This is a genomic window from Microcoleus sp. CZ3-B2 (genome assembly GCF_036705055.1).
Taxonomy (GTDB): domain Bacteria; phylum Cyanobacteriota; class Cyanobacteriia; order Cyanobacteriales; family Microcoleaceae; genus Microcoleus.
Genome location: NZ_JAUBTN010000004.1, coordinates 64,170 through 87,895, shown reverse-complemented (window position 1 = coordinate 87,895; position 23,726 = coordinate 64,170). Strand labels below are relative to the sequence as shown.

Annotated in this window: 18 protein-coding genes; 9 read left to right on the top strand and 9 right to left on the bottom strand. The window is 44.6% G+C overall.

Translation table 11 applies throughout. From position 1 onward, the window contains the following. Nucleotides 1-38 precede the first annotated feature (38 nt). Both QUA97_RS02860 and QUA97_RS02855 read left to right on the top strand, forming a co-directional pair. The gene (locus QUA97_RS02860; RefSeq protein ID WP_333192989.1) at nucleotides 39-3,737 is read left to right on the top strand and encodes a hydantoinase B/oxoprolinase family protein; all 3,699 of its coding nucleotides are present in this window, start codon (nucleotides 39-41) and stop codon (nucleotides 3,735-3,737) included. A gap of 51 nt (nucleotides 3,738-3,788) precedes the next feature. Further along, nucleotides 3,789-4,931, top strand: a complete 1,143-nt coding sequence (locus QUA97_RS02855) for a three-Cys-motif partner protein TcmP (RefSeq protein WP_333192871.1) — start codon at nucleotides 3,789-3,791, stop codon at nucleotides 4,929-4,931. Here QUA97_RS02855 and QUA97_RS02850 read toward each other — a convergent pair. Then, nucleotides 4,906-5,700 carry a DUF5131 family protein gene (locus QUA97_RS02850; protein ID WP_333192869.1) on the bottom strand — a complete coding sequence of 265 codons (795 nt, stop codon included), beginning with the start codon at nucleotides 5,698-5,700 and terminating at the stop codon, nucleotides 4,906-4,908. The two genes, QUA97_RS02855 and QUA97_RS02850, sit on opposite strands and share 26 nt — an antisense overlap. Before the next feature lie 222 nt (nucleotides 5,701-5,922). Between QUA97_RS02850 and QUA97_RS02845 the strand changes: the two genes are divergently transcribed. Together QUA97_RS02845 and QUA97_RS02840 are read left to right on the top strand one after the other, a co-directional pair. After that, a complete protein-coding gene (locus tag QUA97_RS02845; RefSeq protein ID WP_194010551.1) occupies nucleotides 5,923-6,570 on the top strand; it encodes an RNA polymerase sigma factor in 648 nt (215 codons plus the stop codon). Nucleotides 6,571-6,689: 119 nt separating this feature from the next. Next, nucleotides 6,690-7,010: a 2Fe-2S iron-sulfur cluster-binding protein gene (locus QUA97_RS02840; RefSeq protein ID WP_194010552.1), complete on the top strand. Its 321-nt coding sequence runs from the start codon at nucleotides 6,690-6,692 to the stop codon at nucleotides 7,008-7,010. Between the two features lie 149 nt (nucleotides 7,011-7,159). Here QUA97_RS02840 and treS read toward each other — a convergent pair whose 3' ends face one another. Next, nucleotides 7,160-10,555, bottom strand: a complete 3,396-nt coding sequence (treS, locus tag QUA97_RS02835; RefSeq protein WP_194067992.1) for a maltose alpha-D-glucosyltransferase — start codon at nucleotides 10,553-10,555, stop codon at nucleotides 7,160-7,162. 465 nt (nucleotides 10,556-11,020) lie between these two features. On the opposite strand from treS, the gene QUA97_RS02830 reads away from it, so the two are divergent. Next, complete coding sequence (locus tag QUA97_RS02830; RefSeq protein ID WP_194061113.1) at nucleotides 11,021-11,248, top strand: photosystem II protein, Psb35-related; 228 nt, start codon at nucleotides 11,021-11,023, stop codon at nucleotides 11,246-11,248. Nucleotides 11,249-11,462: 214 nt separating this feature from the next. Here the strand turns inward: QUA97_RS02830 and QUA97_RS02825 are convergent, their stop codons facing one another. From QUA97_RS02825 to QUA97_RS02815, 3 genes are all read right to left on the bottom strand, one after another. After that, nucleotides 11,463-11,714 carry a DUF5615 family PIN-like protein gene (locus QUA97_RS02825; protein ID WP_333192863.1) on the bottom strand — a complete coding sequence of 84 codons (252 nt, stop codon included), beginning with the start codon at nucleotides 11,712-11,714 and terminating at the stop codon, nucleotides 11,463-11,465. Further along, on the bottom strand, nucleotides 11,711-11,941 hold the full coding sequence (locus tag QUA97_RS02820; RefSeq protein WP_193972510.1) for a DUF433 domain-containing protein: 231 nt from the start codon (nucleotides 11,939-11,941) through the stop codon (nucleotides 11,711-11,713). The genes QUA97_RS02825 and QUA97_RS02820 overlap by 4 nt, the downstream gene beginning before the upstream one ends. An 87-nt stretch (nucleotides 11,942-12,028) precedes the next feature. Next, nucleotides 12,029-14,989 carry an ATP-dependent Clp protease ATP-binding subunit gene (locus QUA97_RS02815; RefSeq protein ID WP_333192861.1) on the bottom strand — a complete coding sequence of 987 codons (2,961 nt, stop codon included), beginning with the start codon at nucleotides 14,987-14,989 and terminating at the stop codon, nucleotides 12,029-12,031. A 383-nt stretch (nucleotides 14,990-15,372) separates the two neighbouring features. Between QUA97_RS02815 and QUA97_RS02810 the strand changes: the two genes are divergently transcribed. After that, complete coding sequence (locus QUA97_RS02810) at nucleotides 15,373-16,788, top strand: MBOAT family O-acyltransferase (RefSeq protein WP_333192859.1); 1,416 nt, start codon at nucleotides 15,373-15,375, stop codon at nucleotides 16,786-16,788. A gap of 296 nt (nucleotides 16,789-17,084) precedes the next feature. Continuing rightward, nucleotides 17,085-18,185: an SGNH/GDSL hydrolase family protein gene (locus QUA97_RS02805; protein ID WP_333192857.1), complete on the top strand. Its 1,101-nt coding sequence runs from the start codon at nucleotides 17,085-17,087 to the stop codon at nucleotides 18,183-18,185. Nucleotides 18,186-18,417: 232 nt separating this feature from the next. On the opposite strand, the gene gloA is transcribed toward QUA97_RS02805, so the two are convergent. The 4 genes from gloA to QUA97_RS02785 form a co-directional block, all read right to left on the bottom strand. Continuing rightward, a complete protein-coding gene (gene gloA, locus QUA97_RS02800) occupies nucleotides 18,418-18,843 on the bottom strand; it encodes a lactoylglutathione lyase (RefSeq protein ID WP_333192854.1) in 426 nt (141 codons plus the stop codon). Between the two features lie 110 nt (nucleotides 18,844-18,953). Next, entirely contained in the window at nucleotides 18,954-19,463 is a 510-nt protein-coding gene (locus QUA97_RS02795) for a cupredoxin domain-containing protein (RefSeq protein WP_333192851.1), read from the bottom strand. Nucleotides 19,464-19,482: 19 nt separating this feature from the next. Next, nucleotides 19,483-21,738: a heavy metal translocating P-type ATPase gene (locus QUA97_RS02790; protein ID WP_333192848.1), complete on the bottom strand. Its 2,256-nt coding sequence runs from the start codon at nucleotides 21,736-21,738 to the stop codon at nucleotides 19,483-19,485. 216 nt (nucleotides 21,739-21,954) lie between these two features. Continuing rightward, nucleotides 21,955-22,200: a heavy-metal-associated domain-containing protein gene (locus QUA97_RS02785; RefSeq protein WP_442922474.1), complete on the bottom strand. Its 246-nt coding sequence runs from the start codon at nucleotides 22,198-22,200 to the stop codon at nucleotides 21,955-21,957. Nucleotides 22,201-22,423: 223 nt separating this feature from the next. On the opposite strand from QUA97_RS02785, the gene QUA97_RS02780 reads away from it, so the two are divergent. Further along, the gene (locus QUA97_RS02780) at nucleotides 22,424-23,122 is read left to right on the top strand and encodes a DUF305 domain-containing protein (protein ID WP_194067999.1); all 699 of its coding nucleotides are present in this window, start codon (nucleotides 22,424-22,426) and stop codon (nucleotides 23,120-23,122) included. A gap of 284 nt (nucleotides 23,123-23,406) precedes the next feature. Continuing rightward, entirely contained in the window at nucleotides 23,407-23,604 is a 198-nt protein-coding gene (locus QUA97_RS02775) for a hypothetical protein (RefSeq protein ID WP_194068000.1), read from the top strand. The last annotated feature ends 122 nt before the right edge of the window (nucleotides 23,605-23,726 follow it).

Here is a 23,726-nt window from a genome sequence, read left to right as displayed (position 1 = left end):
GGCGCGAAGGAAGAAAGAAGAAGATGGGAGAAGAAGATATGAATGTTTTTTACGATCGCACTTCCTGGCAATTCTGGATCGATCGCGGTGGCACTTTTACCGATATAGTAGCCCAAAAGCCCGATGGTAAGCTCGTAATTCACAAGCTGCTGTCGGAAAATCCCGATCGCTACACGGATGCAGCAGTGCAAGGAATTCGCGATATTTTGGGGATTGGGGCGGGGGAATCGATCCCGGCGGGGGAGATTGCAGCGATTAAAATGGGTACGACGGTGGCGACAAATGCTTTGCTGGAACGTAAGGGCGATCGCACTATTCTACTAATTACTAAAGGTTTCGGCGATGCGCTGAGAATTGGCTATCAAAACCGCCCGAATATTTTTGCCCGCCACATTATTTTACCAGAAATGCTGTACGATCGCGCGATCGAAGTTGCGGAACGTTACAGCGCTACAGGTGAGGAGTTGACTGCTGTCAATCCCGATTTTATCCCGTCTTTGCAGCAAGCCTACGATGAGGGAATTCGCAGTTGTGCGATCGTCTTTATGCACGGCTACCGCTACTCGGAACACGAAAAACAAGTTGCTAAGATAGCCAGAGAAATTGGCTTTACTCAAATTTCAGTATCTCACGAAGTCAGCCCTTTAATGAAATTAGTTGCGCGGGGAGATACTGCGGTTGTCGATGCTTATTTGTCTCCGATTTTGCGGCGTTATGTCGAACAAGTAACCAGTGAGTTAATTGAGGTAGATCCTCGGAATGAAGGATTATTAATTCCCAAGGCCCAATGCCCAATTCCCAATTCCCAATTCCCCAAATTAATGTTTATGCAGTCAAACGGCGGCTTAGTAGATGCCGCCAAATTCCAAGGAAAAAATAGTATTTTATCCGGGCCTGCTGGGGGAATTGTCGGTGCAGTTCAAACCAGCAAAAAAGCAGGTTTCGATAAAATTATTACCTTTGATATGGGCGGAACTTCGACGGATGTCGCCCATTTTAACGGGGAATACGAACGCGAATTCGAGACAGAAATTGCTGGGGTGAGATTGCGATCGCCCGTGATGGCAATTCACACTGTAGCAGCCGGTGGCGGTTCCGTTGTGTTTTTTGACGGGGCGCGCTACCGCGTCGGGCCGGAGTCTGCTGGCGCTAATCCAGGCCCCGCTTGCTATCGGAAGGGCGGCCCTTTGACGGTGACTGATTGTAATGTGATGTTGGGGAAAATTCAACCGGATTTTTTCCCGAAAGTGTTTGGATTGGATGGAGATTTGCCGATCGCCACTGAGGTAGTCAGGCAAAAATTTGTGCAGTTAGCGGGGGAAATTGGGGGCGAGAGGACGGCGGAACAGGTGGCTGAGGGTTTTTTGGCGATCGCCGTGGAAAAGATGGCTAATGCGGTGAAAAAAATCTCGCTTCAGCGCGGTTATGACGTTTCGGAGTATACCTTATGCTGTTTCGGCGGCGCGGGGGGCCAACACGCTTGTGCGATCGCCGATAGTTTGGGCATGAAACGGGTATTTATTCACCCTTATGCGGGGGTGTTATCCGCCTACGGTATGGGTTTGGCTGATGTGCGGGCTATTCGCGAAAGGGCGATCGAGGAATTATTAACTAATGAATTAATTGGTGATTTACAGGATGTTTTAGCGCAATTGGAGGCGGAGGGAAAGAGGGAATTGAACCGCAGAGACGCAGAGAACACAGAGAAGGAGTCTGAGGTTTTGGTTGTGAGGAAGCTGCATCTTAAATATCAGGGAAGTGATTCGGTTTTGATGGTCAATTCTGCGGGAAATATTGAGGATATGCAGGCTGAGTTTGAAACATTGCACCGACAGCGATACAGTTTTATTATGCCGGAAAAATCGCTGATTGTGGAAGCGGTTTCGGTGGAAGTTGTAGAAACCATGAATCTGCCGGATGAATCGATAGTTGCTAATTCTCGTGACGCGGAATCGATCGCCCAACAGCCAATCTCTACCGTGCAAATGTATGTCGCTGGCGAGTGGCGGGAAACGCCTGTTTATCGGAGGGACGATTTGCGATCGGGCGACTGCATTAGCGGCCCGGCTACGATCGTAGAAGCTACTGGAACTAATATTATAGAGCCTGGATGGGAAGCGACCATCACCGAAAATAATGATTTAATTTTGAACCGCAGATCCACACAAATGAATGCAGTTAACACCCATTCATCTGTGGTTAAATCAGATCCTGTTTTGCTGGAAATTTTTAATAATTTATTTCGGGCGATCGCCGAACAAATGGGCGTTACATTACAAAATACAAGTTCATCCGTCAACATCAAAGAACGCCTCGACTTTTCCTGTGCAATATTCGACAAAAACGGGCAATTAGTTGCCAACGCGCCGCACATTCCCGTGCATTTAGGTTCGATGAGCGAAAGCGTAGAAGCTTTGATTTTAGCACAAATTCATACAATTAAACCTGGGGATGTTTATGTTTCTAACAATCCCTACAACGGCGGCACGCATTTACCAGATATCACCGCAATTACTCCCGTATTTGATAATTCTTCCTCTCTTCCTTTGTTTTATGTAGCCTCGCGGGGACACCACGCCGACATCGGCGGCATCACTCCCGGTTCCATGCCTCCGAATAGTAAAATTGTAACTGAAGAAGGCGTATTACTGGACAATTTTCAGCTAGTAAGCGAGGGAAATTTTCGCGAACCAGAATTACTGGAAATTCTCACAGCCGGAGATTTTCCTGTTCGCAATGTCGCACAAAATATCGCGGATTTGCAAGCACAAGTTGCTGCCAACAATCGCGGTGTAGCAGAACTGATGGAGATGGTAGAATGTTACGGATTAGAAACGGTACAAGCTTATATGGGCTTCGTGCAAGATAATGCTGAAGAATCGGTGCGGCGGGTAATTGAGGTTTTGCAAGATGGCGAGTTTACTTATCCGATGGATAGTGGCGGACAGATTAAGGTAGCTATTACAATTAACAAGTCGGCGCGCCGTGCAAAAATAGATTTTACTGGCACATCTCCTCAGCAATTTAACAATTTCAATGCTCCGGCTGCGGTGTGTAAAGCGGCTGTGTTGTATGTTTTTCGCACCTTGGTAGATGACGATATTCCTCTGAATGCGGGCTGTTTGAAACCTCTGGAAATCATCAATCCTGCGGGCTGTATGCTGAATCCGCGCTATCCGGCGGCGGTGGTGGCGGGAAATGTGGAAACGTCCCAGAATATTACGGATGCTTTGTATTGTGCGCTGGGGGCGATCGCATCTTCCCAGGGCACCATGAATAATTTTACATTTGGAAATAACCGCTATCAATATTATGAAACAATTTGTGGCGGTTCGGGTGCTGGTGCAAATTTTGACGGTACTGATGCGGTGCAAACTCACATGACTAATTCGCGTTTAACCGATCCAGAAGTATTAGAATGGCGGTTTCCGGTGTTGTTAGAAAGTTTTGCAATCCGGGCTAATAGCGGCGGGAATGGATATCGTCGCGGGGGTAATGGAGTGGTGCGGCGAGTGCGGTTTTTGGAGGCGATGACGGCGGGAATTTTATCGGGGCGGCGGGTGATTTCTCCCTGCGGTTTGCATGGGGGTGAATCGGGGAAAGTTGGGCGGAATTATGTTGAGAGATTTGATGGAAATGTTGAGGAGTTGGGAAGTACGGCGAGTGTGGAAATGCAGCCTGGTGATGTGTTTGTAATTGAGACTCCGGGTGGCGGCGGTTATGGTAGAGGAAAATAGTAGTATAATTCACTAAAATGTAATAATCATTGATATTGGGGACGCAAAGTTATGGTTAATAATTCTTTCTTTGATAAGCCGACAGAACAGTCTTTAGTCAAAATTGATATAGTCACTAAATACTTTTGGGCATGGGCTCAGGTAATTATTTCTCAAATCCCAAAAAGACCAAGCCCAAAAAGACCAGAAAATATTGCATACGTAGATCTATTTTCGGGTCCTGGTCGCTATCAAGATGGTTCTAAGTCTACACCATTACTTATTTTGGAGCGTGCCATTGCTGAACCAAAAATTAGAGAACTTTTAGTAACAATTTTTAATGATATAGACCCAAATAATACTCAGTCTCTCGATCAGGCAATAGCATCCTTACCTGATATACACACCTTAAAACACAAACCAATTATTTTTAATAAGGAGGTGGGAGAAGAAATCATCCAGGATATTAAAAATAATATAAAATCAGCACCGACACTTTTTTTTATTGACCCTTTTGGTTATAAAGGCTTATCAATTAATTTAATAGGTTCAGTCATCAGTAATTGGGGTAGTGAGTGCATATTTTTCTTTAATTACAACAGAATTAACATGGATTTAAATAACAGATTTGTCAAGGAAGACATGAACTCTCTTTTTGGTAAAGAACGAGCAAATGCGCTAAGGGAAAAACTTAAACCTATGCAGCCTGAAGAACGAGAGTCAACTATTGTAGAGGCTATTTGTCAAGCATTGAAAGATGTTGGAGGGTCGCACGTTCAAAATTTTTGCTTCAAAAAATCTAGTGGTAGCCGTACTAGCCATTATCTGATTTTTGTATCTAAGGATAAATTAGGTCACTCAATTATGAAAGACATTATGGCTAAAAAAAGCTCTGTTTTTACTCAGGGAGTACCCTCTTTTGAATACAATCAGAGTCAGGCGGCTATTCAGCTTTCACTCTTTGATTTTCAACCGATCGATGACCTTGAAAATATGCTTCTTGATGAATTTGCTGGTCAAACACTGACAATGGAACAAATTTACAATCAGCATCATGTTGGCAAGCGTTACATTAGTAAAAATTACAAGGAAGCTCTTAAGAAACTAGAACAACAAGGTAAAATTATCGCCGATCCACCAGCTAGTGAACGAAGGAAGCAAAAAGGAGAAATTACATTTGGAGAGCAAGTCAGAGTTTCATTTCCACGAAAGTAGGTGCTACTACTTTATTTGAGTTACGACTCATCCTGAAAGTGTAGCCCTTGAATTGCCTTTGATGTTTAGCCCATGCTTCCGGCATCTCATCCCAAATTTTATCATCCAGAAGTCTGCCAGCAGCTTTAGGTGTTCTACCTCCCCATTGCTTGAAGAAAAACGCGACTTCAGCATCTTGACATTGCTGCTTGATATGATCGACCCATTCAGGTTGCATGGGACGGTGTTTTACCCCCGATTCTCCGCCAACAATTACCCAGTGAATGTCTTTTAAATTGAGTTCTAAATCACCTAAAAGCGGTTCGCATGATAGGAATCTGACTTTTGCAGGTACTTGTCGCAAACAGTCAATCCTGTTAACGTAGTTTTGATTTTCAACAGAAACTCCCATCCAAATATTTTCATGCCAGTCTAATTGATTAGCTATTTCACGAAGGCGTTCGTGTCTTTTGGTCAGAATTTGATATATATGCCAGGGAGTTTCACGCATTACATCAAAAACTTCTTTGAGAAATTCAATGGGCACTTCTTCATGAAATAAATCGCTCATCGAGTTCACGAAAATACGGCTAGGCTTTTTCCAGCGCTTTGGTTCTTCCAAGCGATTCCTATGGAGTGTTAAATCAAAGCCGTTAGGGAAATTAGTATGAAACCTTTTTGTTAATGCTTCTGCATAACAATGCGTACAACCTGGACTGACTTTATCGCAGCCAGTTGTTGGATTCCATGTTCTGTCCGTCCATTCGATACCAGTATTAATGCTAGACATACAAGAATCTTACCCTTGAAACAATAAATTATCTTTTGATGTGCGCTGGATACATATAGTTTATATGTATCAATTTAGATTGATGCAGGATCACCTACAACTCCATTATATAATTAAATTGACGTAAATATCAACAAGTTTTAAGCAGTTGCATTAAATGTAGATCGTAGTGTAGAATCATGCTGCACCAGCATTTATTCCCACAACCTTTCCAGAACAATTGTGCAAACACCTGTTTTTTCCGAACTCAACCATCCTGTGGTTAAATCCCTGTTCCACCACAGCGATCGCGAATTATTGACTTTGTTTCAAAACCATCCCGATCAAGGTCGCTTCTTCACGGCAATTTTTTGCCGCTACGCTCAAATTGTCCACTCCCTGATCCGCCATTCCGTGCGATCGCCCGTACAAGGCGATTACCTGTTCGCCCACACTTGGCTACACATCTATCACGAGCTCCGAGGCCTCGATTTGCGCCACGAAATCCCAGAGTCTGAGGGCGAAAATCTCAGCCTCCAAAACTGGCTGATTAATGTCACCGCTATCTGCATCAATCAAGCCGAATTGCCACCTGTAGAGTCGATTCACTACTCCTTGCAATCCGCTCCGCCTCCCCTCTGGTGTTACGTCAAACAAGCCTTAGAATTGTTAGCGCCACTACCGCGTTTAGTCGTGTTGATGGCTCAGACTTTCCGCTGGAGCGAAACTCGAATCGCAGCTTATTTGCAAGCAGAAGGTGAAGCAATTTCGCCCGCTCAAGTCAAGGCTTTGCTCCAAAAAGGATATCAAACTTTAGAATCAAATCTGCCGGAGGATATTCGCGCTATTTATCTAGATGAACATCTAGAATATCAACAAGCACTTGTCTAGCAGCCGATAATTCCGCTAATATCAATTATTCTTCAGTCTCGCCTTGCGCGGACTTCCTTTGACAAGAAGCAGTTTCAACCGCCTCCTTCTTAAACTCGGAAATAATATAAGAGGTGGAAATGGCAATTTATCAAGTTCGGCTGGTGAATGAAGCTCTCGCCCTCGATCGCACGATCGCCGTACCGGACGACCAGTATATCTTAGATATGGCAGAAGATGCCGGCATCCGCTTGCCCAATGGATGCAAGCAAGGAGAGTGTTCTGCTTGCGTTGCTAAACTGCTCAGCGGTGAAATCGACCAAAGCGAACAAAAGTTTTTGAAGCCGTCAGAATCGCAAGCTGGCTACGCTGTTACCTGTGTAGCTTACCCACTTTCTGATTGTACTTTGTTAACGCATCAAGAACAAGTTTTGTATCAAGCAGCTCTTTATTTTAAGTAATGCAAAGTTGTTTATGCTTGAGTCTCGCGTTGCGCGGACTTTGTTTGTATAGTCGCGAATTATATTCGCCGATAAAATCGTTATCAAAGCAGATTTAGTTAATAAAAGGTGCGCGCTGCGCGCACCTTTTATTAATACTTAAAAATCAGCTAGGACTGACGCTCGACATGAAGCAATTGCAGAATTCGTTGGAGCGGAATTTCTGCCAAATCCAAGCGGTACTGGAGTTCATCTGACAACTCAGAAACCGCTTTTTCTAAAATGTAAGCATTCAGCAAAACTTCCAATTCCGGTACAGATTTTGGCAAGAAACTTGCATCCGCTGCTGTTGACAAATAGCTCTTGAGAAAAGTCAGGCTAACCCAGCGGTGCCAAACATTCGCCCACTGCTGCATTTCAGGTAAGTTTTCAGGGCGGATCATCCCACTTTCTACTTCGTTCCGCAGCGCCATAGTAACGGCGTAATTGAAAGATTGCAGCATTCCGGCAACATCTCGCAAAGGCGACCTCTTCATCCGCCGCTCGCTTAACGGTCGATTCCGTTCTCCTTCAAAATCAATTATTACGAAGTCTTTCCCTGTATACAGAACTTGTCCGAAATGAAAATCTCCGTGACAGCGAATTCTGTCGGCGGTGATTCTCAAGTTCAAAATAGACTTGAAACGTTCCATCAGCAAGTCTTCGCGGTTGAGAAGAATTTGTCCCAACTTTTGCGTTTCTGGCGGCAGTTTAGACAGCCGCTTTTTCAGCAACAGCAAAGTTCTTCCTGCCAGATTTCTCATGTATTGATAGATGGAACGCTGGTAAAATGAGGTGAAATTTTCTGGAGCAAAAGCGGGATTTTCTGTGTCCGAAGCTAAAGCGAGGTGGAGTTCGGCTGTCCGCTGACCTAAAAGTTCTGCTGATGCTAGGTAAGAGCTGATTAGTTCGCGAGCTAATGCGGGTACTTCTAGGGATAAATCGGCTAGTAGCGAGCTTGACTGTCGCATTTGTGCGGTCAAAGCGCTCGGTAAATAATCTTCGGGGGAAGTAGATAAAATATCGCTGGCATACTTTGCTTCTACTGTCATTACTTGCTCGAAATAGTCCCGCAGCGCATCTAATGTATAAGACAAAGCATCCCTGCTGTCGGGGATTAGTTTTTGCAGTATTCCGACTGTAACTGCTTTTTGACCGGCTGTGCGATATTCCAATTCTCCGGCAATGGGAGCGTAGTTTTCGAGCAAGTGGCGATTGGTTAAAAAGTGGCCGATTTCTAATTCTGGGTTGATTCCTTCCTCGAATTTTCGCAAGATTTTGAGGACTAACCGATCGCCGTAACCTGCCGATGTATTGCTTTGTTCTTTTTTGAACAGGTACGGTTCTAGTTGCGATAAATCTTGTTCTGAGTTCAAGAAATTGTCGGCAATTCCTACGAGTTCGCCCGCTGTACCTTGGTAACTGGCATTGGTGGCGATCGCCCCCAGCAGCTCGCTCAGAAAACCTTTGTCCCCCGCAGCATCAAATAGCACTCCGACTTCCTTGGTTTCTGGGAATTGCAGCCGCGCGATCGTCGGTCGATCGTCCGGCTCGTTTTTGAGTTCTTCCCAACCTAAAGGCAAAACGTAAGTTTCCGCCATACCTTCGGTATAATTCAAATGCAAAAACAGAATGTAAACCGTAGATTGCTCCCCAGCATTATTTTTATATCCAACAGGCACAATTTCATTGATTTCTAATGATTGAATTATCCTGTCTGCACCGCTAAACCAGCGATTGGATTGCAAGTAATTCGGCAAAAGAGAGATCAACATATTGCTGAGCTGACTTTTAGGAGAAAAAGCAGTTTCCCAAGTACCGACGATCGCCAAACTCGGCAAATCTGTATTCAAACCGTTCACCGAAAAATCCTCTTGCTTGACAGTAAGAGTAAACCAGTAAAACGTGTGAGGGCTCAAGCTCAAAAAATAAGGCGATTCGCCAACTGGCGGAAACTCAGTCCGGCCGAAAATCTCTACTGGAACAGCACCTTTAAACGGCGAAAGGTCTAATTCTGCCGTCTGGACGAAGCGCGATAAATTAGTCACTACGAGGATGTGTTCGTCTTGATAGGTGCGAACAAAAGCTAAAACTTTGCGGTTTTCTGGGTACAGAAACTCGCAGGTTCCGCGGCCGAATGCTTGGAAGCGCTGGCGCACAGCAATCAAGCGTTTCATCCACCACCACAGAGAACTCGGATTCCCCCGCTGCGCTTCCACATTAACAGATTCGTAGTGATATTCAGGGTCAACAATTGGCGGCGCGTACAGTCGCTGCGGGTTAGCGCGGCTGAAACCGGCATTGCGATCGCCACTCCACTGCATCGGAGTTCTCACCCCGTTGCGATCGCCCAAATAGATATTGTCGCCCATGCCAATTTCATCGCCGTAATAAAGCACCGGCGTACCAGGAAGAGACAGCAACAAAGCATTCATCAACTCAATGCGGCGGCGGTTATTTCCCATCAGCGGAGCCAAGCGGCGGCGGATACCCAAATTAATTCTCGCCTGAGTGTCTTGAGCGTAAACCCGATACATATAATCTCGGTCTTCATCGCTCACCATTTCCAGCGTCAATTCATCGTGATTCCGCAAAAACAATGCCCACTGACAGTTATTAGGAATCTGCGGAGTTTGCTGGAGAATGTCGCTAATCGGAAAGCTATCTTCCATGTGCAAAGCCATAAATAGACGCGGCATCAACGGAAAATGAAAGTTCATGTGACATTCATCCCCAGCCGAATAATATTCAACCGCATCTTCCGGCCACTGATTCGCCTCCGCTAGTAGCATCCGGTTGGGGAATTTCTCATCTACGTGCTGGCGCAACTGTTTGAGGAAAGCGTGAGTTTCTGGCAAGTTTTCGCAGTTAGTACCCTCGCGCTCGTACAGGTAAGGTACAGCATCCATTCGCAATCCGTCTACGCCCAATGCCAACCAGAAATCTACCACATCTAAGATGGCTTGGCGAACCGCCGGATTGTCGTAATTCAAATCGGGTTGGTGGGAATAAAAACGGTGCCAGTAATAAGCTTTTGCTACCCCATCCCAAGCCCAATTAGATGTTTCAAAATCTTGAAAAATAATCCGAGCATCTTGATATTTTTCCAGCGTGTCGCTCCACACATAAAAATCTCTTTCGTTACTGCCTTTCGGAGCGCGCCTCGCTCGCTGAAACCACTCGTGCTGGTCGGAAGTGTGGTTGACAATCAACTCAATAATGACTCTAATTCCCCGCTGGTGCGCTGCTTCTAAAAGGTTTTTAAAGTCATCTAAGGTGCCGTAAATCGGGTTGACGGTGGTATAGTGAGATGTATCGTAGCCGTCGTCTCGGAGCGGTGAGGGAAAAAATGGCAGCACCCAAATGGCTGTTACTCCCAAATTTTGCAGGTAATCGAGTTTTTTTGTCAGTCCTTGAAAGTCGCCGATGCCGTCTGCATTGCTGTCGGCAAAAGCGCGAATTGGTACTTCGTAAATGATAGCATCTTTGAACCACAAGGGATCGTCATTTAACATTGAGATTGCCATAATTTGTCGGGGTAATTGGTAATGGTTATTTGGTAATTGAGATTTAGTAATTAAGATTTGTTGTTTCAAATCCAAACTGATAGATCATAACTCATATCTTTGCCCAGTTCCTCATGCTAGCGGCATAGTTTTAATCGTAAATTTTAAACGCAAAAATTATAAATTCTTAACTAAAATTTCATCATAAGATGCCATGAATTCTGCGATCGCGGATACAGCATAAAATTCGATTCTGGTGGCGGATGCTGCATCGGTGCGGGCTCAGCAGACGCTACATACTGGCGGCGCTGCAGGCCCTACACGCGCAAATTTCCGGTCAAGTCCTCACCTTCTCTCAGTTTCCTCAAAGGTGTGGTATTTACTACCTCCCGGACGGTTGCCACGAACATACACTACCTTGACATTCTCATTCACGGTTTGTTACATTTGTTTACATAACGCAACATAAGTTAAGGAAAAACAGCCATGACTATCGTAATCGCCCTTTTAATCGTCGGTTGGGTAGCAGCCTCAGTGATTGGCACTCAAGCATACTTCCTCGGCGAACAGTCAAAGCCCATCCACGATCGCAACTGGAACGACGAATCTTTTGAACAACTGGCAAAAGCTGTGACTGGAACAGATATTGATTACAGCGTTCGCGTTCCGGCTTACAGCATGGATGCTTACGGCAGCCGCACGATGGGCAATTAGTAATATTAAGTAGCAGGCTTGACTATTTTGAATAACAGGCTTTCTGACCTGTTCCACAAGCAGATTAATTTTTGTGGAACAGGTAATAAATAATTATCGAAGTGTAATCGGCAAAATTCTCACCCTAGACCGCGTTTCATCCACAGAAATGAATGCCCCCGAATCAATTTGTGCCTCAAATTGATGGAACACTTCCACAATCAAACTCTCTATATTAGCAGGCAGCACGTCTTGAATACGTACTTGAATGACACGCTAGAGCATCAGCTTGGGTTGCGGCCAGCAGTGCGCCAAAATCTAAATCATGAGTGAATACGGCATAGTCATTTACTCGCGCCCATTCCATAATAACACGATCTGTGGCACGAGGATCGCCGACTGTAGACCAATGAAGAGACTCTATTCCGTATTTAGTAAATACGATAGTCCATTCAGGTGACAGATTCATATCAATCAAAATTTTCACGCTATTTTGAGAGGAATTTCTACTTCTTCAACTCGCCAGGCTGCATAAGCAAGCGCTTCATATATATCTGCTTCTTCCAGGTAGGGATAGGCCTGCAAAATGCTTGACGGTGAGTGTCCCGATGCCATCAGTCCGACTATCGTGCCAACAGTGACTCGCAAGCCGCGAATGCAGGGTTTTCCTCCCATTACTTCTGGATTCAGAGTGATTCTAGTTAGTTGTTTCATAATTTTAAACTACCAGGCTTTCTGGGAAACAAGAAGATTTATTTTTGGTGGAACAGGCCGGACAGCCTGTTCCTAGCTGTTCGGTAACTACAAACTGTTACCTACTAGCGCGGGGAGAGAGTCTTTTTTGCGAAACTGCAAACTGTTATTTTTGCAGTCGATCGCAATTGTATCGCCTTCGACAAACGCATTTTCCAGAATCTTGTTAGCCAGCGGGTTTTCCAACTCCCGCTGGATGGCGCGTTTCAAGGGACGAGCGCCGTAAACTGGATCGTAACCGACATCAGTGATGTGGTTTTTCGCCGCATCTGACAGTTCCAAAGTAATTTTTTGCTCCGCCAACAACCGCTCGATCCGCTTGACTTGAATAGTGACGATTTGCCGCAGTTCCGTCTTGCTCAAAGTGTGGAACAAAATTATCTCGTCTACCCGATTGAGAAATTCGGGTCGGAAGTGCGATCGCAAAGCAGTCATCACCCGTTTTAACATTTGTTCGTACTCTTCGTCTGTCTCCCGTTCTTGAGTCAAGGATTTTTCATTGTCATACTTGTTTTCAGACTTACTTTCAGACTTACTTTCCGTCTTACCTTCACTATCAATATCAACTCGCTGAGCTGACACCTCGACAGTACCATCATCAGCAACTTTATAATCTGTCTTGGGAATTGATACCTCCTTCGTTTCCTGCTTGCGACTAGCAGGTTTTTTGGGAGTTTTTTCCTTCTTCGCAAACACCTCTAAAATGTGATCGCTACCGATATTGCTAGTCATCACAATTACGGTATTTCTAAAGTCAACCACTCTACCCTGAGAATCGGTAATTCTGCCATCATCCAACACTTGCAGCAAAATGTTAAATACATCCGGGTGCGCCTTTTCCACTTCGTCAAACAGCACTACCGAATAAGGATGTCTCCGCACAGCTTCGGAAAGTTGTCCACCTTCGTCGTAACCGACATATCCAGGGGGAGCTCCTACCAACCGAGAGACGCTGTGCTTCTCCATGTATTCCGACATATCGATGCGGACGATCGCATCATCGCTGTCAAACAAAAACTCCGCCAACGCCCGCGCTAACTCAGTTTTTCCCACGCCTGTGGGGCCCATGAACAAGAAAGAACCGATCGGTCTACCGGGATCTTTCATACCAGCCCGCGCCCGCCGGATCGCCGCAGCAACCGCCGTTACAGCCTCCTCTTGACCGATGACTTTTTTGTGTAAATGGCTTTCCAATTGCAGCAATTTTTGGCGTTCCGACTCTAACAATCGGTTGACCGGAATTCCCGTCCATTTCGCCACAATTTCGGCAATATCGCCCTCAGTAACTTTTTCCCGCAGCAGGGAAGAACCTTGAGCTTGCTGTTTCAAAAGTTCGGCTTCCTTGGCTTCGCGATCGCGCACCGCCGTCTCAAGTTTACCGTATTTCAACTGCGCGGCTTTATTCAAATCGTAAGCTCTTTCTGCTTGCTCAATTTGCACTCGCAATTGGTCTTCTTCTGCTTTCAATTTATTGATGCCATCCAATAACTGCTTTTCGCCCAGCCACTGAGAGGACAATTTTTCCTGCTTGACTTTTAAGATGTCAATCTCTGTTTTGATGCGTTCGATCCGGGGACTGATGGTGGGGCTTGGAGAACCTTTTCCCTCGCCTTCAATCGACAATTTTTCCATTTCCAACTGCATCACCCGGCGGTCGATCCCTTCCAGTTCCACGGGTTTGGAGGTAATTTCCATTTTCAAATGGGCGGCCGCTTCATCTACGAGGTCGATCGCCTTATCCGGCAAAAAGCGATCGGAAATATACCGAAAAGACAGAGTTGCAGCAGCAACTAGGGCCGAATCGGTAATTTTTACCCCGTGATGGCGTTCGTAGCGGTCTTTCAATCCGCGCAAAATTGAAACCGTATCTTCCACAGTCGGTTCGCCGACAAATACTTGTTGAAAGCGGCGTTCCAGTGCCGGATCTTTTTCAATATTCTTGCGGAATTCATCGAGAGTTGTAGCGCCGATGCAGCGCAATTCGCCTCTGGCCAACATCGGTTTCAACAAATTTCCGGCATCCATTCCCGAACCGGAACTGCCACCGCCACCAGTCCCAACAACGGTGTGCAATTCGTCAATAAATAGGACAATTTGCCCGTCGGAATCGATAACTTCTCGCAGGACAGATCGCAATCTTTCTTCAAATTCACCTCGGAATTTTGCGCCCGCAATTAAACTGCCCATGTCGAGGCTAAATAGCTGGCGGTTTTTCAAAGATTCGGGCACGTCGCCGTTAACAATTCTCTGGGCTAAACCTTCGGCGATCGCAGTTTTTCCGACTCCGGGATCGCCAATTAATACTGGGTTGTTTTTTTGACGGCGCGAAAGAACTTGGACGACGCGGCGAATTTCTTCGTCGCGGCCGATTACTGGATCGAGTTTTCCTGCTTTGGCGGCTTCGGTCAAATCCCGGCCGTATTTGCTGAGGGCGTCGGAATTGGCTTCGCTATCTCCTTGGGGTTTAGGGTTGCGGAGGCCGGCTTTCGCGGTTTCGGAACTTTTTTCTGAGACTTTAGCGGCGGCGCGGACTGATTTGATTGCTTCTTCGAGTTTTGGTCGATCGATCGTCCCTGGGGCCGGTTTGCGATCGTAACCGGGGCGACCGGGGGGCCCATCGCCCCTAGTCAGCAATCGCCTACCAACTCGTTCATCTTCTACTAAGCCAATTAATAAATGTTCAATGGCGATAAAATTATCTTGCCCAGTCTGTCTGGCAGACTCAGCAGCATCTAACATCACGTCTAAGCCGCGACCGAGGTATAGTTGGTCAGCGTTGGTAACTTTGGGCTGTCGTTTGGCAAAAGCTTCTAACTGTTGCGCTAAGCGGGTTACATCTACTCCAGCCAAGCTGAGAATCGTGTTTGCTGTCGCGAGCTGTTCGAGAATGGCGATCGCTAAATGTTCAACCTCTAGCTGCTGATTGGCAAAGCGGCGGGCTACATCCTGGGATTTGACAATCGCTTCCCAGGCTTCATCGGTAAATTTGCTAGGGTCTGTTGGCTGCACGTTGCTTCCTCGCAATCAAGGGGATTCCTGTTGTTATCCGTTAATATATCGTCTCACAACCATCATAATCTTTAAACACGATTGTGAATCTATGAGTGCGGTTAATTCTGCCGAAGTTGCAACATAATTGAGCTTTTGCAAAAGCTTGCAGCCCGCAATCCAAGGAGATTTTTTGTACTCTGCGACCGCAGCGCGCGATCGAACTTATCAAAATACAGTAGTTCCCCATTCTCTCAACTACTCCAGAGAATCGCCATTCCCCTAAGTTCGTAGTGAGGACTTTATCCGCATTCATGAAGGACTTTAGTCCTCCCTACGAACCTTTTTATTGGTATGTTTAACCTTTATAGATTGCCATAACGTTGTTTGATATTCTAAAATTTATGCTATTTCCAACTTACCAATTCCTAGTATTTTTTCTGATTATTTTTAGCATAATTATATCCTTGAAGTCCCAAGTCGGTTTATATAAAATCGTCTTGCTCATTTCCAGTTTATTATTTTATTCATTTTGGAGTTTCGACTTTCTCTTACTCCTAGTTTTAGGTACTGCCTACAATTATATCATTCTCCGAGCCACCTGCTACGGCAAATATAAAAAACTTGCCTTAATTTCCGGCATAATTTTCAACATAGCCAACCTCGGCATCTTTAAATATTGCAACTTCTTTGTAACATCCTTGTTTGAGGTACTCAACCAACTACAAATTCCCGCCAGCATTCAAATGTTGCAAATAATCGCCCCAGTCGGCGTATCCTTCTACACATTTAGAATGATTTCCCATTTAATCGACTGCTACCAAAAGAAAATCCCCTGTCCGAAATTTGTAGACTACGCCACATACATTACCTACTTTCCCCAAATTGCCTCCGGGCCCATATCGCGGCCTAGGGAGTTTTACACCCAGCTAAATTCACCCAAAAAATACGACTATCAAATCGAAGAAGTCATCGTTTTAATTTTGTCTGGACTATTCAAAAAATATACTTTATCGAGTTTTTTATTTAACTTCACCCAACTCCCATTCACAGTTCCCCAGCAATACAGCAGCATCGATTTAATTCTCGCGGCAATTTCCTATTCCTGTTTAATTTACGTAGATTTTAGCGGCTACTCGGATTTAGCTAACGGCATCTCTTGTTTGCTGGGTTTCAAACCCATTGCCAACTTTAATATGCCATACCGATCGCTCAGCTTGCAAGAATTTTGGAAAAGATGGCACATCAGTCTTTCCGAGTGGCTGAGAGATTACGTTTACTTCCCCTTGGGCGGCAATAAATACGGGAAATTAAGGAAGTACGTAAATTTACTGATAACAATGGCGATCGGCGGATTTTGGCACGGCGCAGGTTTAAACTTTATTGTCTGGGGAACAATTCACGGTTTAGGATTGATTGTCAACCATTTATGCAAAGATATTCCCCAAGCTATCCACCTAAAATTAGACTATTCCTTTCCCCGACTTGCTAAATTTTGCAGTTGGCTGCTAACATTTAGCTTTGTGACTTGTAGCTGGGTATTTTTCGGCACGCCCAACTGGGAAACTGCAATGAATTTTTTTCAGGGAATTCTGAATTTTTCCGCTGCAACTTTTCAATTTAACTTTTGGCAATTGTATTTAGTAATTGCCGTCATTGGCGCGATCAACATTTGGGGCGAGAGAATTTCCCAACTCTTGCAAAGAGTATTTTCCTTAAAAAATATATTCTTGAGAGTTGTCTTAGTTTCGCTGTTCGTGTATGCTATTTTGATGTTGGGGCCGAGCACCGTCCCACCTTTTATTTACTTTAATTTCTAAAAAAGCAAATAAATCCACCTAATTAAACGTAAAATAGCGATCGCTAAAAAAAATCCTGTATATGTCTTCTTCCTTCTTTTACCCTGAGCGAAGCCGAAGGCCTTCTTCCTTCTTTTACCCTGAGCGAAGCCGAAGGGCTTTCTTCCTGATGACGTTGGACGTTCGATCTGGGGGGACAGCACTAATGACTAATAACTAATAACTAATGACTAATAACTAATAACCAATAACCAATAACCAATAACCAATAACCAATAACCAATAACCAATAACCAATAACTAATAACCAATAACTAATGACTAATGACCAACAACTAATGACTAATGACTTCTTCCTTATTCCGACGGACTTACATCCGTTACATCCGTTACATCCGTTACATAATCCGTTGCCGAACTTCCTTCTTCCTATGAAAGATCGAGAAATCTTACTGATAGTTACTTCTGTAATTCTCACTTTAATATTTTCCAACTTATCCTTATTTCTCAAAAGCTTTGCTTCAACTCCTTTCGCAACTCCCGAAATCAAACAAGCAGCGCGGCAGATAGAAATAGACAGTTTCAGGAAATCAGAACAAGATTTTTGGAGCAAAATCAAAGATATCAATTTCGATAGCATCCCCAAAAAAGCCGAAACTTCTCCAGTCCAAACCGCCACAAAATCCGCACCTCCTCCCCCAAAACCTGCAAAAAAACCAACTCCAGCCAAACCCAAACTAACCGTACCTTATCGCAAATTTTTATTTATTGGAGATTCCGTAATGTTCGACTTAGGAATTCAACTCCAGAACACTCTTAAGAACAAATACAACATCGCTGATACAAAACTTGACTACAAAGTATCCAGCGGATTAAATCGGATAGATTATTATGACTGGTATGCCAGAACCAGCAAAATCATCCAGGATTACCGCCCAGATGTAGTGATAATTTTGTTTGGAGGAAACGACCCTCAAGATATCATTGATTCTCAAGGAAAATATCGGGCAATTCTGACCCCAGAATGGCAAAAAGCTTATCAAGAAAGAGTTGACAAATATGCCAAGTTACTTGGCTCGTCCTCCGTGAGAAAAGTGTATTGGATAGGTCAATCTAACTCTAATAAATCGCGGTATATCAAAGCTTTTCCTGTCCTGAACAATATTTATAAAAATGCTAAAAAAGCTTCTCCCAAAATTGAATTTATTTCTACTTGGGAAACCTTTGCAGAATCGGGAAAATTTGTTCCGATAGTTGCTGATAAATCGGGGAAGCGAGGCTATGTAAAAATTAATGACGGCGTGCATTTTACCTCCCACGGAGCTCACATTATCAGCGACGTAATCGTTGACAAAATGGCCGCCGACAAAATATTAAAATCTCCCCAACCTCCCAAATCTCCCAAAAAGAAACCCTAAACTTCAGTTTGCTAACGGTGCAGGGGCGCGGCATTGTTATATCAAATCCGGGTTTTGGATACCCTCGATCGACCAGTCGGCGCAGGCCGACTTTGTTTGTGTAGACGCGGTTTCAACCGCCGGATCGTAAAGGGGTCGTCTTCCCCGGATTTGCTATCACTAGGATGCGCCAGAACTAGAGTTAGAAACTAACTCCAAAAGTTGGTTTCCGGGTACCCTAAAAAGAGAGTTTCTAGGATGGGTTTGTTGCAGCTTTTTTCTGACTGCTGCTTTGATTTTCCAGTTGAATTAATTCAACTTTATATCCATCTGGATCTTCCACAAAAGCAATAACAGTTGAGCCGTGTTTCATCGGCCCGGGTTCGCGGCTGACTTTACCGCCGCGGGCTTTAATTTGTTCGCAAGTACCGTAAATGTCGTCAACGCCGATCGCAATATGACCGTAAGCATCTCCTAAATTGTACTCTGTTACGCCCCAATTGTAGGTTAATTCCAAAACCGTAGTGTCTGATTCGTCGCCGTAGCCCACAAAAGCCAGGGTAAATTTGCCATCAGGATAATCTTTTTGCCGCAGCAGTTTCATGCCCAACACTTCCGTGTAGAATTTGAGAGATTCTTCCAGGTTGGCGACTCGGAGCATCGTGTGTAGTAGTTGCATTTAGCTCACTCCAATTTTTTTAAGCTTTCATCTATTTTAGCGATTTCTTGCTAAAAAAACTCGCGCCTCAACCGTCGCAGTTGCCGCAGGTTGACAACTGTCTATTTGATTTACCTTTTTACTTCTACCACACCCCGAAACATATTCATGCCGCAAGTAAATAGGTATCGTCCGGGTTTTTCAGGGGTGAATTCAACAGCCGTTACCTGATTTAGAGGTAATTCTCGCACAATGTGAAAATCTGGGAACAACACTTTTTCAAGACAACTATTCGGGTCGCGCCTCAAGAAATTCAGCCGGACTAATTGACCGGATTTCACAACTACACTAGCAGGTTCGTAACCCCCATCTACAGTAATAGTCAACTCTTGTATCCCCTGAATAGATTCAGCTTGCTGACCTTTTGCTTTACTGAACAAAAACCACCACAACTCCAAACCAATTAATGTCAAACCACCGAGGGTGACACCAACTTTTAAACCTAGCGGCTGTTCGATGCTGCGAAATTGAGTGGTTGAATTAGAAGCAGCGACGGGTTCGGCAGCTTGAACTCCCGATGCCATTCCGATCGCAATTCCTAAACTCGCGAGAGTTCCCCACATTTGACGATGGTGCAACATTTGTCTAATTACTCCTAATTTAGGCCAGAGACTTTGGTTTGAAATTTCGCAAGCGCAAAGCATTAGTAAGTACGGAAACTGAACTAAAAGCCATTGCTGCACCGGCGAGAATTGGACTTAGCAGCCAGCCCAAAATCGGGTACAGAACGCCCGCTGCGATCGGAATTCCAGCGATGTTGTAAATAAAGGCAAAAAACAGATTTTCGCGGATGTTCCGCATGGTGGCGCGCGAAAGTTGAATTGCTGTAACTATGCCTTGCAAGTCTCCAGAAATTAGGGTGATATCGCTGGCTGCGATCGCAATATCAGTCCCGGTGCCGATCGCAATTCCCACATCAGAAGCGGCCAAAGCCGGTGCATCGTTGATCCCGTCTCCCACCATCGCGACAATTTTTCCTTCCCCTTGCAGGGCTTGGATTTTAGCTGCTTTTTGGTCGGGTCTAACTTCCGCAAAAACGCGAGTAATACCAACGGATCGGGCGATCGACTCCGCAGTCGCGCGGTTGTCCCCAGTCAGCATCGCCACCTCCAAACCGAGTTTTTGCAGTGCTTTCACCGCCTGCGCTGAGGACGGTTTGAGGGCATCGGCAATGCCCATAATTGCCTCTATTTTGCCATCTACAGACATCCAAACAACTGTTTTGCTATCACCTTCCAAAGCTTTCGCGCGCAGTTCCAGATATTCAGTATCGCAGCCTAGTTCCTGCATCCACCTCAGCGTTCCCAGGGCGATCGGCTTTCCGCCGACAACCCCTCGCACACCACTCCCGGCGATCGCCTCAAAATCCTTAACATCCGTCAAATCAACCTCTTGAGATTGAGCGTATCTAACAACAGCTTCCCCCACAGGATGCTCGGAATTTCGCTCGACAGATGCCGCCAATTGCAGCAATTTTAACTCATTGCTATTCTCCGTTCCTTTAATTGTGACAAAATCAGTAACAGTCGGCTTACCCTCAGTAAGAGTTCCTGTTTTATCTAACACAATGACTTGAATTTTATGAGCCAACTCTAAACTTTCGGCTCCTTTAATTAAAATCCCATTTCTTGCACCTTTTCCAGTGCCGACCATCACAGCAGTCGGAGTCGCCAAACCCAAAGCACAAGGACAAGCAATAATCAGCACCTCCACCATTGTAATCGTTGCCAAAGTCAAGTTGCCCGTCGCATTAAACCAGACTACAAAAGTAGCTAAAGAGACGGCAATTACTGCCGGAACAAACCAACCAGTCACCTCGTCTGCCAACTTTTGAATTGGTGCCTTTGACCCCTGGGCATCCTGCACCATCTTGACAATTTGAGCTAAAAAAGTATCCTTACCAATCTTAGTAGTGCGAAACTTAAAGCTGCCCGTTTTGTTAATTGTCGAGCCGATAACTTCATCGCCAAGCTGCTTTTTGACAGCCAAACTTTCTCCCGTAACCATTGCTTCGTCTACGGTGGAAGCACCTTCAATCACCTCTCCGTCTACGGGAATTTGTTCGCCGGGCCGTACCTGCACGATGTCGCCAATTTCCACTTGGGCGATCGGCACTTCCAACTCTTGCCCGTTGCGAACAATCCGAGCCGTTTTTGCTTGCAAACCCATGAGTTTCCGAATAGCTTCCGAAGTCTCTCCCTTCGCCCGACTTTCTAAGGTTTTCCCCAACAAAATTAAAGCGACAACGCTGGCTGCAACTTCGTAGTAAACGCTAGGAGTCAAATCTTGAGCCGTAAAAAAACCGGGGAAAAATGTCACAAATACCGAATAAAAGTAGGCTGCACTCGTTCCCAAAGCAATCAGAGTATCCATTGTCGCGACGCGGCGTTTTAGGGATTTCCAAGCTCCCACATAAAACGATTTTCCGCACCAAAACTGTACCGGAGATGTCAGCACTAATTGCAGCCAAAAATTGTGCAGCCATGCGGGAATGAATGACAGGTGCAAGCCTGTCATCGCCGGAATACCGCCCACAAATAGCAGGATGCTGATGAGACCGGCTGTCCAGAGTTTTCGCTGCAAGTTTTGAGACTCAGCTTGACGATGTTTTCGCTCGCTGTCATCCTCTTCCGCCGCCATTTCTGGAAGTGGCAAAGCTTCATATCCCGCTGCATCAACAGCTTCTTGAATTGTTGCTACACTGGTTTGCTGAGAGTCGTATTGAATGCTTGCTTGTTCCATGCCAAAATTGACATGACACTCAATTACGCCGGGAACAGACTGAATTGCTTGTTCGATAGAAGAAGCACAAGAAGCACAACTCATGCCCCGCAATTTAAGTGTGAGATTGTCCATAGGGGTTACTCCTAAACTAAATAAGAGTGCAGGTTGCCAAGGTATTTAGTAATTAGCCTAACTGAATTGACCAATTACATAGGAGAATTGCGCTCAAAATGAGTGGTGCGGTGGCTGGACTCTACATTTGTAATATTCAGCATTTCACCCTAAGATTAAATTACAATGAAATTGCTGTATTCCTAAAGTTAGAACTCGCTGGCGTTAGCCTTAATATTAATCGACAGGATAGCCAGCAGATGCGATCGCTTTTCTCACCTCACTTTCCGATTTAGCGGTTTGAACCGTGACCGCTTTTGTCTTGAGATCCACCTCAACAGTTGCCTCTGAATCCACTGTTTGGACTGCTTTTGTGATTGTAGTCGCACAAGCAGAACAAGCCATCTTGGGAACTTTTAATTGTAGAGTCATAATGTGAACCTCAGCAGAAACTACCCTGCTCAATAAATGAATTAACTTCATTGTAAACTCTCCTGTAAGGAGGAGAGTCAAGTCAATTTGAGATTTAAGATTTGAGATTTATACCGATTCTACTTGTAGGGTAATCATTGCACGCCTTACATATTTATTTAAATGATGGCAATGTAATAATTATTTACAAATCTGAATCAAAATTTCATCCTAATTTCATTTATCTGTGAAAACATCAATATAAATGGCAGTTTTAAGGATTTAACTAAAGTCTATGAAATCAATCTCATTAAAAACAGGGTTTGCAGCGCTGACATTAACCGCCCTCACCAGCGGCGTGCTAGTAGCTTGTTCAAAAGCTCCTTCCAGCGAAACCCAAGCCCCAAATATTACGACAGCAACCCCTGCTAGCAGCCAGCAAAACATGGCACAAAACCACAACATGAGTGGCATGGATCACGGTATGTCAATGGATTTAGGCCCGGCTGATGCCGACTACGATTTGCGATTTATTGATGGCATGAAAGTACACCATCAAGGTGCTGTAAACATGGCTAAAGAGGTGCTGGAAAAATCCAAACGTCCTGAAATGAAAAAACTTGCTACTAATATAATCGCTGCTCAAAACCGCGAAATTAATCAAATGAAAGAGTGGCGAACAAATTGGTATCCCAAAGCCAGCAGTACGCCAATGGCTTATCAAGCTCAAATGGGTCACATGATGGCAATGACTCCCGAACAGATGCAAAGTATGATGATGAGCATGGATTTAGGTGCTGCTGACGACCAATTTGATTTGCGGTTTCTGAATGCCATGATTCCCCACCACGAAGGAGCTTTGGTGATGGCCCAAGATGCCTTGAAGAAGTCAAAACGCCCGGAAATGAAGAAATTGTCTCAAGAGATTATAACTTCGCAAAAGCAAGAAATCGAACAAATGAAAGAGTGGCGACAAAATTGGTACAAACAGTAATTTAGCTGGCTCAACCAAATGTGACACAAAGCCAGAAAATGAGTGACATGAATCACATTCTGTTAATTGTTCAGGAAACACTTGCATCACAACAGCCAGAAATTAAGCTAAGGAAATAGTAGCACAAGGGTTAGGGATCAACCATAATATCGCTTCTTTACGACTATCAGCAGTTTTACTACTTCCTTTTATTGCATTTTTTACGTAAAATCACTGTAGACAATTCAACAGCAGTCATTATAAAGTATAACAGTCACTCAAAAAAAAATATAAAGGGGTATTGCATGATGTTGCAGAGCTTGGAACTAAACACAACATCTCAATCAAATGCAGCAGTACAGGAGCTAGTGAACGGATGGACAAAAGAAATTAAATCGCAAGAATATCTGGCAACAGTGAAAGAAAATAAAAAGCACAATCCCTTGACCTTAGGCAAAATTTATATTCGTATTTTAGAATCTGGAGGGCATCTGGGCTGCTGAGGCTAAATTTCATCCTAATTTCATTTGGCAGTGAAAGACTAGGTTGAGGAGAGAAATTTTAGCTCTTGGTCATTGCTTAGCGGTCGTTTATTGAAAAAGGCTCATAAGTAGCTCCCGTTAAT

Coding starts and splice junctions, on each gene's coding strand:
- QUA97_RS02860 (WP_333192989.1), top strand. CDS start 39: ATGAATGTTTTTTACGATCGCACTTCCTGGCAATTCTGGATCGATCGC.
- QUA97_RS02855 (WP_333192871.1), top strand. CDS start 3,789: ATGGTTAATAATTCTTTCTTTGATAAGCCGACAGAACAGTCTTTAGTC.
- QUA97_RS02850 (WP_333192869.1), bottom strand. CDS start 5,700: ATGTCTAGCATTAATACTGGTATCGAATGGACGGACAGAACATGGAAT.
- QUA97_RS02840 (WP_194010552.1), top strand. CDS start 6,690: ATGGCAATTTATCAAGTTCGGCTGGTGAATGAAGCTCTCGCCCTCGAT.
- treS (WP_194067992.1), bottom strand. CDS start 10,555: ATGGCAATCTCAATGTTAAATGACGATCCCTTGTGGTTCAAAGATGCT.
- QUA97_RS02830 (WP_194061113.1), top strand. CDS start 11,021: ATGACTATCGTAATCGCCCTTTTAATCGTCGGTTGGGTAGCAGCCTCA.
- QUA97_RS02820 (WP_193972510.1), bottom strand. CDS start 11,941: ATGAAACAACTAACTAGAATCACTCTGAATCCAGAAGTAATGGGAGGA.
- QUA97_RS02810 (WP_333192859.1), top strand. CDS start 15,373: ATGCTATTTCCAACTTACCAATTCCTAGTATTTTTTCTGATTATTTTT.
- QUA97_RS02805 (WP_333192857.1), top strand. CDS start 17,085: ATGACTAATGACCAACAACTAATGACTAATGACTTCTTCCTTATTCCG.
- gloA (WP_333192854.1), bottom strand. CDS start 18,843: ATGCAACTACTACACACGATGCTCCGAGTCGCCAACCTGGAAGAATCT.
- QUA97_RS02795 (WP_333192851.1), bottom strand. CDS start 19,463: ATGTTGCACCATCGTCAAATGTGGGGAACTCTCGCGAGTTTAGGAATT.
- QUA97_RS02790 (WP_333192848.1), bottom strand. CDS start 21,738: ATGGACAATCTCACACTTAAATTGCGGGGCATGAGTTGTGCTTCTTGT.
- QUA97_RS02785 (WP_442922474.1), bottom strand. CDS start 22,200: ATGAAGTTAATTCATTTATTGAGCAGGGTAGTTTCTGCTGAGGTTCAC.
- QUA97_RS02780 (WP_194067999.1), top strand. CDS start 22,424: ATGAAATCAATCTCATTAAAAACAGGGTTTGCAGCGCTGACATTAACC.
- QUA97_RS02775 (WP_194068000.1), top strand. CDS start 23,407: ATGATGTTGCAGAGCTTGGAACTAAACACAACATCTCAATCAAATGCA.